Origin of the sequence: Nocardiopsis sp. LOL_012, from assembly GCF_048060475.1 — a bacterium.
In the GTDB taxonomy this organism is placed as follows: domain Bacteria; phylum Actinomycetota; class Actinomycetes; order Streptosporangiales; family Streptosporangiaceae; genus Nocardiopsis.
Genome location: NZ_JBHMIV010000029.1, coordinates 1 through 13,909, shown reverse-complemented (window position 1 = coordinate 13,909; position 13,909 = coordinate 1). Strand labels below are relative to the sequence as shown.

Below are 13,909 nucleotides of genomic sequence, written 5' to 3'. Positions count from 1 at the left end.
TCCGGGCTCGGGTCGGAAGGGGCGGGACGCGGTCTCGGACGTTCGCTGCCCTCCTCGGAGAGGAGGGCAGCCGTGATCAGTCCTCCTGGCAGTACACCCGGGGATCGATGTTGGTCCCGTCATGGCTGCCCACGAACCCGAAGGTCGTGGACTCGCCCGCCGCCACCGCCGCGTTGCTGGACACGCTGGTCGCCTCGTAGTGGGCGCCGTGGTTGACGACATCGGCGTTCCAGGCGTGTTGGACCTGCTGGCCGTTGGCGAACACCCAGTCCACCATCCACCCGTTCAGGGCACTCTCCCCGGCGGTCACCTCCACCTGGGCCTGGAAACCACCCGGCCACTCGTTGACGAGCGTGTACTCGGCCGTGCAGTAGTCCTCCACCGGCTCGCTCGGCTCGTCGGTGGGCTCCTCCGTGGGCTCGTCCGTGGGCTCGTCCGTCGGCTCCTCCGTGGGCTCGTCCGGCACATCGCCGAAGACCACGTCCGAGCAGTTGTAGAACGCCTCCGGGCTGTCGGAGCGCTCCCACACCACGTACACCATGTGGCGGCCCTCGCGGTCGGGCACGTCGACGTCCCAGTAGTACTCCGCCCCGGCGTCGCCCTCGCTGCGCAGGGGCGGATCCGTGGTCTCGTCGATCAGCTCCAGGTCGTCCCAGGCCAGGGGCGACTGCGGGTCCCACCCGTCACGGGTGAGGTAGGTGAAGAACGTGCCCGGGTGCGGCGCCCAGGCGTTGTGGCGGAACTCCGTGGTGCCCGGCTCCAGCTCGGTGGCCGGCCAGTCCGTGCGTGCCGCGTTGAACGCGGCGAAGTCCTCGGTGGGACCGCACAGCTCACCGTCGGCGACGCGGTCGCGGTGTGCGCTCCCGACGTCGGGGATCAGGTTGCCGTACCAGTTCCAGAACGCGTACTGGCCGCCCTCGTCCAGCGCGTCGGCACACGCGTCGTTGGTGGGGTCCAGTGCCCCGCCGCCGGTGCCGCCGGTCGCGTCCTGGAAACAGGCGTAGGTGCGGCTGGCCGGGTAGGTGTAGGCGCCGTGGGCCTCGGCCGGACCGGGGGTGGCCACGATGACGCCGACGCCGAGCATGAGCCCGCCGAGCGCCGCCGAGAGGGCCAGAGTCGTATGTGACCTCGTTCTCATAGTCGTTCACTGCTCCTTCGTGGGGGGTGGGCCGCTCGCGCGGGGCCCTTGCGTGCCCCGCGCGAGCGGTGTTCAGGAGGTACAGGTGAGTTCGGGGACCTCGGCCGGGTCCTGGCGGGTGCCGGTGAAGCCGAAGGAGGTGCTCTGCCCCTCGGACAGGACCGCGTTGTAGCCGGCGTCAGCGGCACTCACCTCGGACCCGCTGGTGGAGACCACCGCGTTCCAGGACTGGGTGATCCCCTCGCCGCCGGGCAGGGTCCACCCCACCGTCCAGCCGTCCAGGTCGGTCCCGGCGGTGACGGTGACCTGGGCCTGGAAGCCGCCCGGCCACTCGTTGCCCACCGTGTACTCGGCCGTGCAGTCGCCCGCCGGGGCGGTGGGCTCGCCGGTCGGCTCCTCCGTGGGCTCCTCGGTCGGCTCGTCCGTGGGCTCCTCGGTGGGCTCCCCGCCCCCGTAGACCGGCGCCTCGACGGCGGTCTCGGCGATGCCGTCGGGGCCGTTGAAGATCCGCTCGCCCCAAGGCGTGATCCGGGCGGGGTCGAAGTCCTCGACCATGTCGAGGTAGTCCACTCCGCCGCTGTTGCCGCTCCAGGACCAGCCGATGTAGCCCAGCCCCAGGCGCTCGGTGTGGTGCATGATCGCGTCCTCGTCCGGGTTCCCGTCGCTGTGGTCGTGGCCGAACTCGCCCACGATCAGCGGTAGGCCCGCGTCGACGAAGGACTCCAGGTAGCCGACGACCGTCGACTCCTGTTCGTAGACCCCGTACATGTGGATGGAGAAGACCGTGTTGGCGTGCGGATCGGAGTCGAAGACGCCCTGGGCCTGCTGGCGCATGGTGCCCTGCCAGTCCTGACCCCAGTTGGGGGCGTCGACCACCAGGGTGTGCTCGAACCCGGCGCCGCGCAGCCGGTCGATGGCCGCGCTCGTGTCGGCCGCCCAAGCCTCGTTGGTGGCGGCGTCGTTGCCGTAGGGCTCGTTGCCGATGTTGACCAGGACGTAGTCCTCCTCGCCCTCGACGGCCTCCTGCACGCGCAGCCAGTAGTCGACGGCTTGGTCCAGGGTGGCGGCGGCCGATTCCTCCCCGTATCCGGTGGTGTCGTGCACCTCCAGGACACAGATCAGCCGGTGGGCCTTGCACTCGGCGACCACGTTCGCCACGTCGGCGGCGTCGTTCTCGGTCCACCGGTCCCCGCTGCTGAGGACCACGCGCACGGCGTTGGCGCCCAGGGACTTGATGCCGGCGAGGGAGTCGAGTTCCTGGGGGTACCAGGTGTGGGCGTGGCTCACGCCCCGGATGATGAAGTCGTTTCCTGCGGCGTCCACCAGGCGGCCGTTCTCGACACGGAACCCCGTATCGGCCTGGGCTGGGAGGACCTGGACGAAGAGCGCGGCGACCAGCGCCAGCGCGGAGGCGAGGGCGATGGCCCATCGTCTCATCATGCGGAACTCCTGGGGGGTTCGTGCCCGGTGGGGCACGGGGATCGGGGTAGCGGGAGGGCGTCGGCCACCGAGGCCCGCCGCGGCGCCTCCGCCTCGGGGAGGGGCGCCCGCCCCGAAAAGCGGGCGCCCCTCGTCATGTCGGTGCCGGGGCATCCGGCACGGTCGGATCGGTCAGTCGAGGGGCGGGTAGGCGTTGTCCAGCAGCTCCTGGAACTGCGCGGAGAACCAGTGGCCGGCGACCGGCGCGTCGGGCAGGGCGCCGCTGGGGCTGTTGCCGTTGCGGGCGTTGCCCTCGTAGGTGGGGTCGCACATCCGGTCGAAGCCCTTGCCCTCGTCGTTGGGGATCAGCTCGCTGGAGCCGTCGGACTCACCCGGCGGCTTCATCCAGACGTAGGCGTCGATCCCCGGCTCGGGGGCGGTCTGCGGGCGCTCGCCCAGGCCGGCGCCGGCCTGGTTGCACCAGTTGCCGATGTGGATGCGCCGGTCGATCCGGCTCTCCTCGATGTAGGTGTTCAGGTCGGTGGACGAACTCGGGCCGGTGGGACGCTCGTCGCCGCCCCAGCCGTTGCGGGAGGTGTCGATGAGCATGCCGATGTCGCTGTCGAAGCCGACCGAGACCAGCTCGTCGCGCAGCGCCTGGGAGAAGGAGAGCTCGTCGGCGTAGTGGTTCCAGTCCACCCAGTCGGACTGGCGGACCAGGACACCGTTGATGACGCCGTCCACGTCGATGTGGGGCTCTTCCAGCGCGGAGTAGTTGGCGGTGTTGGCGATGAAGCCGTGCACGTCGCCGGGCGTGGCACCGGCGGCGTTGGCGGCCTCGTAGAAGATCTCGGCGGAGGGGGTGAAGTTGGTGTCCCAGCCGATCCAGCCGTGGTGGCCGGCGTCGACGTAGTTGTAGACGTTGCCGATGTCGCCGAGGGTGGCCAGGGCGTAGCCGACGCCCTCGACGTAGTTGCCGTTGGCCAGCATCTCGTCGCACTCGGGGGTGGCCGTGGCCCGGGAGCCGACGTTGGTGACCAGGTTGGGCAGGGAGTCGATCTCGATCGTGGCCACGACCCGCAGGGAGGTGTCCTCGTAGTCGGCGAGGATGTCGGCGATCGGGTCGATGTACTCGTTCTTGTAGCGGTCGATCTCGTCCGGGCCGAGCTCCCCGTTGGAGGCGAGGGCTGCGCAGTCCCGGCCGGGCAGGTTGTAGATGACCACCTGGAAGACCAGCGGGTCGCCGTCGGCCTGCTCCACCGCCTCGTCGAGGTGGTCGCGCAGCCCGTAGGAGCCGGTCGTGGGGCTGTCGTTGCCCTCGATGGCACCGATGCGGTCGAGCCAGACACCGGTGGGCTCGTCGGCGACGGCCTCACCGCCGGGCTCGGCCGCGGCGTTGGCCGACCAGATCGGGTTCACGTAGACGTCGGCGCCCACGTAGGGGTTGTCGACGCGCTCACCGGGCTCGTCGGTGGGCTCGTCGGTCGGGTCCTCGGTGGGCTCCTCCGTCGGCTCCTCCGTCGGCTCGTCGGTGGGCTCCTCCGTCGGGTCCGGGTCGACCTCGCCCTGGCACACCGTGCCGTTGAGGGTGAACTCGACCGGAACCGGGTTGGCACCGCTGTAGGTGCCCTGGAACCCGAAGGAGACGCTGGAATCGGTGCCGATCGAGCCGTTGTAGCCGACGTTGCTCGCGGTCACGCTCTGGCCGGACTGCTCGTACGTGGCGTTCCACATGTTGGTGATCTGCTGGTCACCGGCGTAGTCCCAGTCCAGGTCCCATCCGTCGGCGGGGTCGCCGAGGTTGGTGATCTCCACGCTGGCGACGAACCCGGAGCCCCAGTCGTTGGCGACCTGGTAGTCGACCTCGCACTGGGTGTCGGCGCTGGCTGAGGTGGGGAAGACGACGGCGGCGAGCGTGCCGCCGAGGACGAGGGCGAAGGTCGCGGCGAGTCCGCGGCGCGCCGCCGGGCCGGTGCCCGGTACGCGTCTGGGTGTACTCATCTGCTGTTTCCTCATGGTCGGGGGGTGGGTCCATGGTTGGGGTGAGCGTGTGCGGTGGCGGCCCCCGGGCCGCGTACGGTGTCCGCACGCGGCCCTGCGGGCCCTCGACGACGGGATGGGAGCGGGGCATGGCCACCTCGTTGGTCGGGGCGGGCGGCCTCCACCGGCGAACGTGTCCGGGAGCGCTCCCACACGGGAGGCGCACACGGGGTCCGCCCGAGGAGACCACGGTCTCTTCAGCCCTCCGCCACGTGACCCACGCCACGTTCGGGAGCGCTCCCAGGAGCGTAACCACAGACCGTGCGCATGTAAACACCCCCTAAAGCAGAAAATTTTACGAATGTGGCGAACAGGTTTCCCCTATGGCACAGGGCTTACCGTCGGCACGCGTAGTGCCACGGCACCGAGGGGTGTTCGGTGCCGTGGCGCGGGGACCGCGCGGGCCTACGGCCCTACTAGGGGGGTACGGTCCCCTTCCCGGGAGGTCGTCGCGGCGGCGGTCCACCTCCGGCCCGGTTCCGGAGCCCCCACGCGGGCGTGCGTCAGAGCGCGCCGCACGTGGGTTCGGGGGACGAGACCCCCCCACCGGTACTGCCGACGAAGCCGAAGGAGGTCGACTGCCCGGCGGAGAGGGTGCCGTTGTAGGCGGCGTTGGTCGCGGTGACGTCTGCCCCGTCACCGGTCACCGAGGCGTTCCAGGCGTGCGCGACGCTCTCGCCGCTCCCGAAGGTCCACCCGACGGTCCACCCGGTGAGATCCGTTCCGGCGGTGACGGTCACCTGTGCCTGGAAGCCGCCCTGCCACTGGTTGGTGACGGTGTACTCGGCCTCGCACTCCCCGGAGGGCGGGGGGTCCGTCGGGTCCGGGCCGGGGTCGCCGCCCAGCGCCTCGTGGAGGGACCAGTAGGCGGGCTTGGGCTGGTAGCCGCCGTCGATCGGCAGTGCGGCCCCCTGGCCCTCGAAGACGTCGGGAACCCAGGAGTGGGCGTCGGTGACACCCCACACGGTCACACCGGAGCACCCCTCGACCGCGTAGCAGGCCTCGGCCACCCGCGTGTAGTCGTCGGCCTGCTGCTCCAGTTTCTGCTGGGTGGCCGGCAGTTGGACCCGGATGTCCAGTTCGGTGATCATCACCTCCAGGCCCAGGTCGACGAACCGCTGGATGTTCTGCTGGATGTCGGAGGGGACCTGCCCCGAGATGAGGTGTCCTTGGAAGCCGATCCCGTCGATGGGCACTCCCCGGGCCAACAGGTCCTGGACCAGGGCGTAGTAGGCGTCGCTCTTGGCGTTGATCCCGTCGATGTTGTAGTCGTTGATGAACAGGCGTGCGTCGGGGTCGGCGCGGTCGGCCATCCGGAAGGCCTCGGCGATGTAGTCCTCGCCCAGGGTCCGGTGGAAGACCGAGTCGCGGAACCGGGCGTCGTCGCCGATGGGCTCGTTGACCACGTCCCAGGTGTCGATGTCGTCCCGGTAGCGTCCCACCGTGGTGGTGATGTGGGTGTCCATGACCTCCAGCAACTCGTCCCCGGTGAAGTCGCCGTCAGCCACCCAGGACGGCAACTGGCTGTGCCAGACCAGCGTGTGGCCGTGGACCATCTGGTCGTTGCTCCGGGCGAACGCCACGATGCGGTCGGCACCGCTCCAGTCGAACTGCCCGGGTTGCGCTTGGACGGTCTCCCACTTGAGGGAGTTCTCGTGGGTGACCGAGTTGAACTCCTCCGCCGCGGTCCGCGCGTAGTCCGGCTGGTCCAGGTGCCGCGCGCCCACCGCGGCGCCCATGCGCAGGCCCTGCTCGTCGGCCAACTGCCGGAGTGCGGCGGCTTCGGCGAGGGCCGCGTCCCGGGCCGGGAGCGCGCTGTCGTCTTGGGCGTGAGCGGCGGCCGTCAGGCCGCCCGTGAGCAGGCCTGCGGCCAGGACGGCCGCCGCGGCGGCCCGGCCCCGGGGCGCTCTGCGCCCCTCGGTCGATGGCATGGTCCTTCTCTCCTTCGCTGGGGGGTAGGGGCGGGCGCCCGGAGAGCACCCGCCCCGCGTGCGGCCACGGACGGTCAGGAGCCGTCGCCGAACAGCTCACCGTGGGTGGCCAGGGCCGTGGCCACGTCCACCTGCGCCCAGAAGCGGTGGTAGGTGAACTCGGGAGCCGGACCACCGTCCAGGTACTCCTGGACCCGAGGCCAGTTCGGGTCGTCCTCGTAGAAGGAGCGGATGGACAGGAACGTGGAGTCGGAGTCGATCGCGTCCCCGTTGGGCATCTGGCCGGTCCATCCCTCGGGGACGTAGAGGCCGCCGTCGGGGGAGTCGAAGGGGTCGTCGAAGCGCTCGTAGTCGGACCGCGTCTCGGGAACGGCGACGCCCAGGTCGTCCTGGTGGGCCAGGAGCGCATCGAGCAGGCCCTCGGCCACCTCGCGGGACTCGGCGTGGCCGGTGGCCGCGGAGTAGTGCATGAGGGTCTTGGCCAGCCCCGCGGCGATGCCGACGTCCTGGCCGTGCGAGACGACCTCGACGCTCAGGCCGGGGTTGCCCGTGCTCTGGCCCGTCCAGGTGTCGGGGCTGCCGGTCCACTCCATGTCGGCGGGGATGGCGAACTCGCCGTCCTCCCCGACCGTGGTGTTGGCGATCGCCCACGGGATCCAGTCGTCCAGGATCCCGGCGGCGCGCTCGTCACCGGTGATGCGGTGGTACTCGGCCACCCGCTCCATGTCCCAGACCTGGAAGCCGAACCAGCGGTTGGACGGCGGGTCGTGCCAGACGGGCTTCTCGTCGTAGAACATGCCGTAGAAGGTGGGCGTGTCCGAGGGCGGCTGGGCGTAGGTGCCCTCCCAACTGTTGGTCGCGCCACCCGCGATACCGCCGTCGGAGGACTGGAGCCACTCCAGGAACTCCAACTGTCGGTCGAGGCTGGTGTCCCAGTCCTCCGCCCCGGTCGCCGACTCCGGCTGGAGCGCGGCCACCTCCGAGAGCGCGTAAGCCGCCATCACGTTCTGGTAGCCCTGGTGCGCGGAGGAGCCGCCGATGCGCCAGGCCCAGGGGTACTGGGCGCTCTCCGAGGCACCGCCCCAGGAGTAGTACCAGGCCATCAGGTAGTGCGCGGAGTCCTTGCCCGATCCGGGCGGGCAGGCCTGGGCCCCCACGCAGTCGCCGATCTCCTTGAAGTACTTGTCGAACATGGCGTAGCGCAGGTAGTCGCCCATCATCGCCGCGTTGGCGACGTTCTCGGCGATGGCGCCCTCGTTGCCCTGCTCCGAGGCCCACTGGTGCGCCAGGTAGGCCACCTGCACGGCCCGCGCGTCGGCGTCGGGGGCGTTGGTGTAGCGCCACTGCTCGGAGTAGGCGTCGTCGTCGGTGAACAGGTCGAGGAACCCGTTCTCCCCGCCGTGTGCGAAGGTCTCGCACGAGGGGTGCGGCACGGTCTCCCAGACCGACTCGTTGGAGCCGCGCTGGAAGGTGTTGATGTAGGCGGGGGCGTCGTCGGTGCCGTCACCGCAGAAGCCGTAGCCGTAGGTGTTGTCCACGTCCAGCAGCCAGTGCATGCCGTAGACCTCGTCGGTGCCGTAGGTGCTGCTCAGCTCCTGGGCGAGCGGGTCGGATCCGGCGGCGGCCCCGTCGTCCAGGGCCATGGGGTAGTCGCTGGGGTCGAGCGATTCGGGGATGTAGGTGGCCGGGTCCGAGGCGTCGTAGGAGCCGTTCGTGGGCTGGTCGGCCGTCCCCGGGATGATGAACGCCTCCATGGACTCCCATGCGGAGTTGAAGGGCGCCCAGTCACCGGTGATCCTGCCGTAGGTCGCCTCCAGCCACAGATAGTAGCTGTAGGCCTCGGAGGTGGTGGCGTGGCCGTGGTCGGGCGCCTCCACGATCAGGGTCTCCACCGAGTGGTAGGGCACGAGGAGCCCGCCGAAGTCGCGGAAGTAGCCGCTGGCGGGGTCCTTGATCTTCTCGTACTGGGTGAGGAACTCCTCCTCGTAGGGGTTGGCGGGGCCCGTCAGCTCGCGGGCGGTGACGACCACGGGGTCGTAGCCCTCGGCGGAGACGGTGAACTCGGCCTGGGCGGGGTCCCCCGACCCGTCACCGGAGGAGGCGACGGTCACCTCCTGGGGGGTGTCCCAGTCGCTCTCGCCGAAGGTCAGCGCGGCGCCCGAGGACACCGACAGCGCCTGGCTGCCGGAGGTGCGCTCCACGCTGACGGCGACGTCGGCGTCGGGGGCCTGCGACAGTGCGACGTCGAAGGACGCCTCGCCGCCGGGCTCCAGGGTGATCGAGTCGGGGGCCACGGTCAGGGCCGGGTCCTCGGGATCGGGCTCGTCGTCGCCCGCGCAGTCCACACCGTTGAGGGTGAAGTCCGTGGGGGCGGGGTTGTCGCCGCTGTAGGAGGCCTGGAAGCCGAACGTCGCGGTCTGGCCCGCGGCCAGGCCGGGGGCCCAGGACGGTCCCTGCGCGCTCACGGCGGCGCCGTCCTGGGTGACCTCGGCGTTCCAGGAGTTGGTGATCTGCTGATCGCCGGAGAACTCCCAGCCCAGGTCCCACTCGGTGAGGGGGTCGGACTCGTTGGTGACCGAGACCTGGGCGGTGAAGCCGGTTCCCCAGTCGTTGGTCTGGTAGTCGACGGAGCAGACCGGGGCGGCCTGCGCGGGGGCGGACGGGAGCAGCGCGGCGAGGAACGCCGCGCTCAGGAGAGCGGAGGCGGATCTGCGCCAACGCGTGCGGTGCGGATCGGGGCGGGGGGTGATCACGTGTCCTCCTCGGACAGGTTCTCCTCTGCCGCCGCCCGAGCCCGAGGGAACAAGCGGGCCTCTCTCCGAGGGGAAGGGCGGCGGGGTCGGAGTGCGGGTATCTGAGGGGAGCCGGGCACCACGCTGTGACCTGCGGCTCGGAGCCTGGGAGCGTCCTCTTGGGAGCGCTCCCAGGCGAGGGGGTGGGAAGGGGATGGGTAGGTGACTGGACACTCGCGCCCTCCGCATGTGATCCAGCTCATGCGGGAGCGCTCCCAGGAGCGTAACCACAGACCGTACCCATGGGAACACCCCCTAGGGCCGAAAGTTCACCGAAAGTCTCGGCCCCGCTTCCCCTGCGGCACAGGGCCTCCCGCCCCCTCGCGGGCCACAGCCGACACTCCGGTCCCGCCCGCCCCGGGCGGGACCGGCCTCACCTGCCCAGGCCGTCCATGAGGTCGGCGAAGTCGACCGGGTCCGCGCAGGGGCCCCGGTCCTCGGAGGCGTGGTCGGCGGCCAGCAGGGCCAACTGGCGGGCGGCCCGCCCGATACGGTCGTCGAGCTCGCGGGCGCCCGCGCCGTCGGCTCCCCAGTCCGCCGAGGCCGCGTACACGCCCGTGGGCACGACCACGGACCTGGTGTGGGAGAACAGCGGCCGCAGCGCGTGCTCCAGCACCAGCGAGTGGCGCGGGCTGCCTCCGGTGGCGCCGACCAGCACCGGGGTCCCGTCCAGGGACCCGGGTTCGACGACATCGAAGAACGCCTTGAACAGACCGCTGTAGGAAGCGTTGAAGACCGGGGTGACGGCGATGACGCCGTCGGCGGCGGCCACGTCGTCCAGGACCGCGGGCAGACCGCCGGTGGGAACCCGCGTGAGCATGGCGTTCACGATGTCGTGGGCCACCTCGCGCAGTTCCACCACGCGCGCGTCGGCCTTCAGGCCCCGCTCGTCCAGGGCGCGCTCGGCGGCCCCGGTGAGCCGGTCGGCGAGCAGCCGGGTCGAGGACGGGGTGCTCAGCCCCGCCGAGACGGCGACGATCCTACGAACCTCGGTCATGACACGGCCTCCTCGTCGGCGCCCTTCGCGGCCAGCAGCGATGCATGGGTGGGCGCGTCGGGCACGTGTGCGGGCCTCCTAGCGGCGAACTCCTTGCGCAGCACCGGGACGACCTCCTCTCCGAGGATGTCCAACTGCTCCAGGACGGTCTTGAGGGGCAGTCCGGCGTGGTCCATCAGGAAGAGCTGGCGCTGGTAGTCGCCGAACTGCTCCCGGAAGGTCAGGGTACGGTCGATGACCTCCTGGGGGCTGCCCACCGTGAGCGGTGTCTCACGGGTGAACTCCTCCAGGGAGGGTCCGCCGCCGTAGACCGGGGCGTGGTCGAAGTAGGGCCGGAACTCCTTGACCGCGTCCTGGGAGTTCTTGCGCATGAAGACCTGACCGCCCAGGCCGACGTAGGCCTGGTCCGCCTTGCCGTGGCCGTAGTACTCGAACCGGCGGCGGTAGAGCGAGATGAGCTTCCTGGTGTGGGTGGCGGGCCAGAAGATGTTGTTGTGGAAGAAGCCGTCCCCGTAGTAGGCGGCCTGCTCGGCGATCTCCGGGCTGCGGATGGATCCGTGCCACACGAACGGGGGCACGCCGTCCAGCGGGCGCGGGGTGGAGGTGAACCCCTGGAGCGGGGTGCGGAACTTGCCCTCCCAGTCCACGACGTCCTCCCGCCAGAGGCGGTGGAGCAGGTGGTAGTTCTCCAGCGCCAGCGGGATGCCCTGGCGGATGTCCTGTCCGAACCAGGGGTAGACGGGTCCGGTGTTGCCGCGGCCCATCATCAGGTCGACCCGGCCGTCGGCCAGGTGCTGGAGCATCGCGAAGTCCTCGGCGATCTTGACCGGGTCGTTGGTGGTGATCAGTGTGGTCGCCGTGGACAGGACGAGCCGCTCCGTGCGTGCGGCGATGTAGCCGAGCATCGTGGTCGGAGAGGAGGCCACGAACGGCGGGTTGTGGTGCTCGCCGCTGGCGAAGACGTCCAGGCCGACCTCCTCGGCCTTGAGCGCGATGGCCACCATCGCCTTGACGCGCTCGGCCTCCGTCGGTGTGCGCCCGGTGGTGGGATCGGTGGTCACGTCGCTCACCGAGAAGATTCCGAACTGCATGGCCGCCCCTCAGGCTAGTTTCCAAAGAAGTAGTTTCTTGCGAAACTATCACGCGGAACAACAGCACGCACCGGCGCATTCCCCCGCCGGATGAGGGTCGCACGAGGGCCCGCGTTCATCCACAGGCACGCTGTGTATCCACTGGACGTCATACCGGCGTGCTATTGCTGATAAGTGGGCACCGCTACGGTCACCCCGAGTCATAGCGGCCGAACGCGGTTGAGAACGCACACGAAGGAGGAGGGGCGCCGACCACCCGACGGCGGCCCGACACCCCATGGCCACCACGCTCGACCCCCGCCGGCGCGTACCCCACCAGCGCCAGGACACCCACGAGCACACCGACCGCGAACCCGTCGTACTCGCCGACGCCCTCGGCGAGGTCATCGCCGCCCTGGGCGGACCGCCCCCCGAACCGGCCGAACCCTCCCCGCCCCGGTAGCCGGCCCGGGGCCCGGAAACGCCCCGGGCCCCGGTTCACCCGGGCAGGAACGAACGCACCAGCTCGATCCTGCCCGCGATGTGGGCGTTGAACTCGGCCAGTTCCTCCGCTGGGACCCACAGTTCCAGGATCGTGCGGCCGCCGACCCGGCGTACCGGGTAGCGCGCGGCGAAGTCCGCCTCCACCCGGAAGCGGGTGACGTGGCCCCCACCGTCGCGGGGCAGGTTCCAGTCCCGGGCGATACGGACGGCATAGTCCTCGTTGAGCACCGGGTAGAAGATCGGCTGTTCCGGCAGGCACGGCGGCCACGCTCTCCACCCGGAGTCCCTGAGCAGCGCCAGCTCCTCCGGCCCCGTGGGCCGCCACAAGGTCGTCGCCTCGGGCATGGTGCACCTTCCGTTCACACGAGTCCGGGGGATCCTAGAACTCCCATGACCTGGAACGCACGCGATTATTACCCACCTCACCGAGAATCGGCCGCGCCACCGGGAACACCACTCATAGGCGAAGCGTTCTCACAGGTGAAGCGCCCGACAAGAACTCCCGACAGACCCCGTTCCACCCGTCTTCACCCTTGGGGCGCTCCACACAAACCATGCGCGGGTGCGCGCGTTCGTGTTCGGCAATGGGGGTTACCGACACGTCTTTCACAGCCGCACCCGCCTTCCCAGCGGCCGGACCGCACTCAGTGCACCCTGGCCGCGTCGGCTGTGGCCCGCGTTGGGGGACGCGGGCCACAGCTATGTCCGCAGGGGCTTGCGGCCGACACCGCAGTACTCCGCCACCGGGACGACCTCCCCCACCTCGGCCGGAGCCACCCGCCACAGCGAGCACGACACCACGCCGGGCTCCAGCAGTTCCAGACCGTCGAAGAGCGACTCGACCTGGGCGGCCGAGCGCACCGTCAGTTTGGGCGTCCCGCGCTCGTTCCACGCCGCGGCCACCTGGTGGGCGCGGTCGGCGTCGACGTCCTCGACCGGGTGGGACACCACCAGGAAGCTGCCCGGGGCCAACGCGTCCAGAAGCCGGTCCAGGATCGACCGGACCTCGGCGTCGTCGTCGACGAAGTTGACCACGCCGAGCAGCATCAGCCCCACGGGCTGGGACAGGTCCAGGATCCCGGCCGCCGCGGACAGGATGGTCTCCGGGTCGCGCAGGTCGGCGTCGACGTAGTCGGTGGCCCCCTTCTCACCGCTCGTCAGCAGGGCGCGCGCGTGGGTGAGCACGAGCGGGTCGTTGTCGACGTAGACCACCCGGGCCTCCGGGGCCAGCGACTGTGCCACCTCGTGGGTGTTGTTGTGGGTGGGCAGGCCGGTACCGATGTCGAGGAACTGCCGGATCCCCTCCCTCTCGACCAGGTGGGTCACCGCGCGCTCCAGAAAGCGGCGGTCGGCGACGGCGTTGTCCACGATCTCGGGGAAGAACGAGCGGATCTGCTCGCCCATCTCCCGGTCCACGGGGTAGTTGTCCTTGCCGCCCAGCCAGTAGTTCCAGATACGGGCGTTGTGCGGAACGGAGGTGTCGATCTTGGGGTTCTCGGGAGGCACGCTCTGCACTTTCTCCATTCGTGGTGTGAGCACCGCGATGCTTCGGGGCCCGGGAACATTCAACGCCTCCCGAGGCTACCGGAGCAAGTTGCCCAGAAGCGGAAAACCCGTTGGTTGCGGCGATACGGGACACGATACGCTCACGCCGCACAGGGCGGGGCACGACGGGCGCCCGCCGCACCGGCGGGGCAGTGGAGGCAGGGCGTGAAGCATTCCAGCGCGGAATTCGCGCGGATCGCCGAGAACGGCACCGTGCTGCGCTGCCGGGTCGGCTCCTCGGTCCACGGCCTGGCTCTGGACGGCCAGGGCGACCGCGACGAGATGGGGATCTGCGTCGAGCCGCCCGAGTACGTCATCGGCCTGCGCGCCTTCGAGCAGTACGTCTTCCGCACCCGTCCCGACCACGTGCGCTCGGGCCCCGGCGACCTCGACCTGACCGTGTACTCACTGGGCAAGTGGGTCACCGACGTGACCGAGTTCTCCGTCGGCGGCGAGAAGGTCTACCTCTCGCC

11 protein-coding genes are annotated in these 13,909 nt (G+C 70.4%); 2 read left to right on the top strand and 9 right to left on the bottom strand.

Annotated features, from left to right (window positions below; translation table 11 throughout):
• Positions 1 to 76 precede the first annotated feature (76 nt).
• The 7 genes from ACFHWE_RS17520 to ACFHWE_RS17490 all read right to left on the bottom strand — a co-directional run bounded on the left by ACFHWE_RS17520 (position 77) and on the right by ACFHWE_RS17490 (position 11,408).
• Positions 77 to 1,138 (bottom strand): lytic polysaccharide monooxygenase auxiliary activity family 9 protein, encoded by a 1,062-nt coding sequence (locus ACFHWE_RS17520; RefSeq protein ID WP_416602731.1) that lies wholly within the window; start codon positions 1,136 to 1,138, stop codon positions 77 to 79.
• Between the two features lie 72 nt (positions 1,139 to 1,210).
• Complete coding sequence (locus tag ACFHWE_RS17515; protein WP_416602730.1) at positions 1,211 to 2,578, bottom strand: cellulase family glycosylhydrolase; 1,368 nt, start codon at positions 2,576 to 2,578, stop codon at positions 1,211 to 1,213.
• 171 nt (positions 2,579 to 2,749) lie between these two features.
• The gene (locus tag ACFHWE_RS17510) at positions 2,750 to 4,558 is read right to left on the bottom strand and encodes a glycoside hydrolase family 6 protein (protein ID WP_416602729.1); all 1,809 of its coding nucleotides are present in this window, start codon (positions 4,556 to 4,558) and stop codon (positions 2,750 to 2,752) included.
• Between the two features lie 542 nt (positions 4,559 to 5,100).
• Positions 5,101 to 6,528 (bottom strand): endo-1,4-beta-xylanase, encoded by a 1,428-nt coding sequence (locus tag ACFHWE_RS17505; protein ID WP_416602728.1) that lies wholly within the window; start codon positions 6,526 to 6,528, stop codon positions 5,101 to 5,103.
• 74 nt (positions 6,529 to 6,602) lie between these two features.
• Positions 6,603 to 9,281 (bottom strand): glycoside hydrolase family 48 protein, encoded by a 2,679-nt coding sequence (locus ACFHWE_RS17500; protein WP_416602727.1) that lies wholly within the window; start codon positions 9,279 to 9,281, stop codon positions 6,603 to 6,605.
• Between the two features lie 412 nt (positions 9,282 to 9,693).
• Positions 9,694 to 10,317 (bottom strand): FMN reductase, encoded by a 624-nt coding sequence (locus ACFHWE_RS17495; RefSeq protein ID WP_416602726.1) that lies wholly within the window; start codon positions 10,315 to 10,317, stop codon positions 9,694 to 9,696.
• On the bottom strand, positions 10,314 to 11,408 hold the full coding sequence (locus tag ACFHWE_RS17490; RefSeq protein ID WP_416602725.1) for an LLM class flavin-dependent oxidoreductase: 1,095 nt from the start codon (positions 11,406 to 11,408) through the stop codon (positions 10,314 to 10,316). Before ACFHWE_RS17490 ends, ACFHWE_RS17495 begins: the two co-directional genes overlap by 4 nt.
• Positions 11,409 to 11,685: 277 nt before the next feature.
• Here ACFHWE_RS17490 and ACFHWE_RS17485 point away from each other — a divergent pair, with 277 nt between their 5' ends.
• On the top strand, positions 11,686 to 11,850 hold the full coding sequence (locus ACFHWE_RS17485; RefSeq protein ID WP_416602724.1) for a hypothetical protein: 165 nt from the start codon (positions 11,686 to 11,688) through the stop codon (positions 11,848 to 11,850).
• A 35-nt stretch (positions 11,851 to 11,885) separates the two neighbouring features.
• On the opposite strand, the gene ACFHWE_RS17480 is transcribed toward ACFHWE_RS17485, so the two are convergent.
• Positions 11,886 to 12,236: an ADP-ribosylation/crystallin J1 gene (locus tag ACFHWE_RS17480; protein ID WP_416602723.1), complete on the bottom strand. Its 351-nt coding sequence runs from the start codon at positions 12,234 to 12,236 to the stop codon at positions 11,886 to 11,888.
• A gap of 354 nt (positions 12,237 to 12,590) precedes the next feature.
• On the bottom strand, positions 12,591 to 13,397 hold the full coding sequence (locus tag ACFHWE_RS17475) for an SAM-dependent methyltransferase (RefSeq protein WP_416602722.1): 807 nt from the start codon (positions 13,395 to 13,397) through the stop codon (positions 12,591 to 12,593).
• 204 nt (positions 13,398 to 13,601) lie between these two features.
• Between ACFHWE_RS17475 and ACFHWE_RS17470 the strand changes: the two genes are divergently transcribed.
• Positions 13,602 to 13,909 (top strand): DNA polymerase beta superfamily protein (locus ACFHWE_RS17470; protein ID WP_416602721.1); only part of this gene is annotated, 308 nt, incomplete at its 3' end.

What these genes read in the sequence shown, in the direction of transcription:
- ACFHWE_RS17510 (WP_416602729.1), bottom strand. Translation starts at nt 4,558, where the DNA reads ATGAGTACACCCAGACGCGTACCGGGCACCGGCCCGGCGGCGCGCCGC.
- ACFHWE_RS17485 (WP_416602724.1), top strand. Translation starts at nt 11,686, where the DNA reads ATGGCCACCACGCTCGACCCCCGCCGGCGCGTACCCCACCAGCGCCAG.
- ACFHWE_RS17490 (WP_416602725.1), bottom strand. Translation starts at nt 11,408, where the DNA reads ATGCAGTTCGGAATCTTCTCGGTGAGCGACGTGACCACCGATCCCACC.
- ACFHWE_RS17520 (WP_416602731.1), bottom strand. Translation starts at nt 1,138, where the DNA reads ATGAGAACGAGGTCACATACGACTCTGGCCCTCTCGGCGGCGCTCGGC.
- ACFHWE_RS17495 (WP_416602726.1), bottom strand. Translation starts at nt 10,317, where the DNA reads ATGACCGAGGTTCGTAGGATCGTCGCCGTCTCGGCGGGGCTGAGCACC.
- ACFHWE_RS17505 (WP_416602728.1), bottom strand. Translation starts at nt 6,528, where the DNA reads ATGCCATCGACCGAGGGGCGCAGAGCGCCCCGGGGCCGGGCCGCCGCG.
- ACFHWE_RS17515 (WP_416602730.1), bottom strand. Translation starts at nt 2,578, where the DNA reads ATGATGAGACGATGGGCCATCGCCCTCGCCTCCGCGCTGGCGCTGGTC.
- ACFHWE_RS17480 (WP_416602723.1), bottom strand. Translation starts at nt 12,236, where the DNA reads ATGCCCGAGGCGACGACCTTGTGGCGGCCCACGGGGCCGGAGGAGCTG.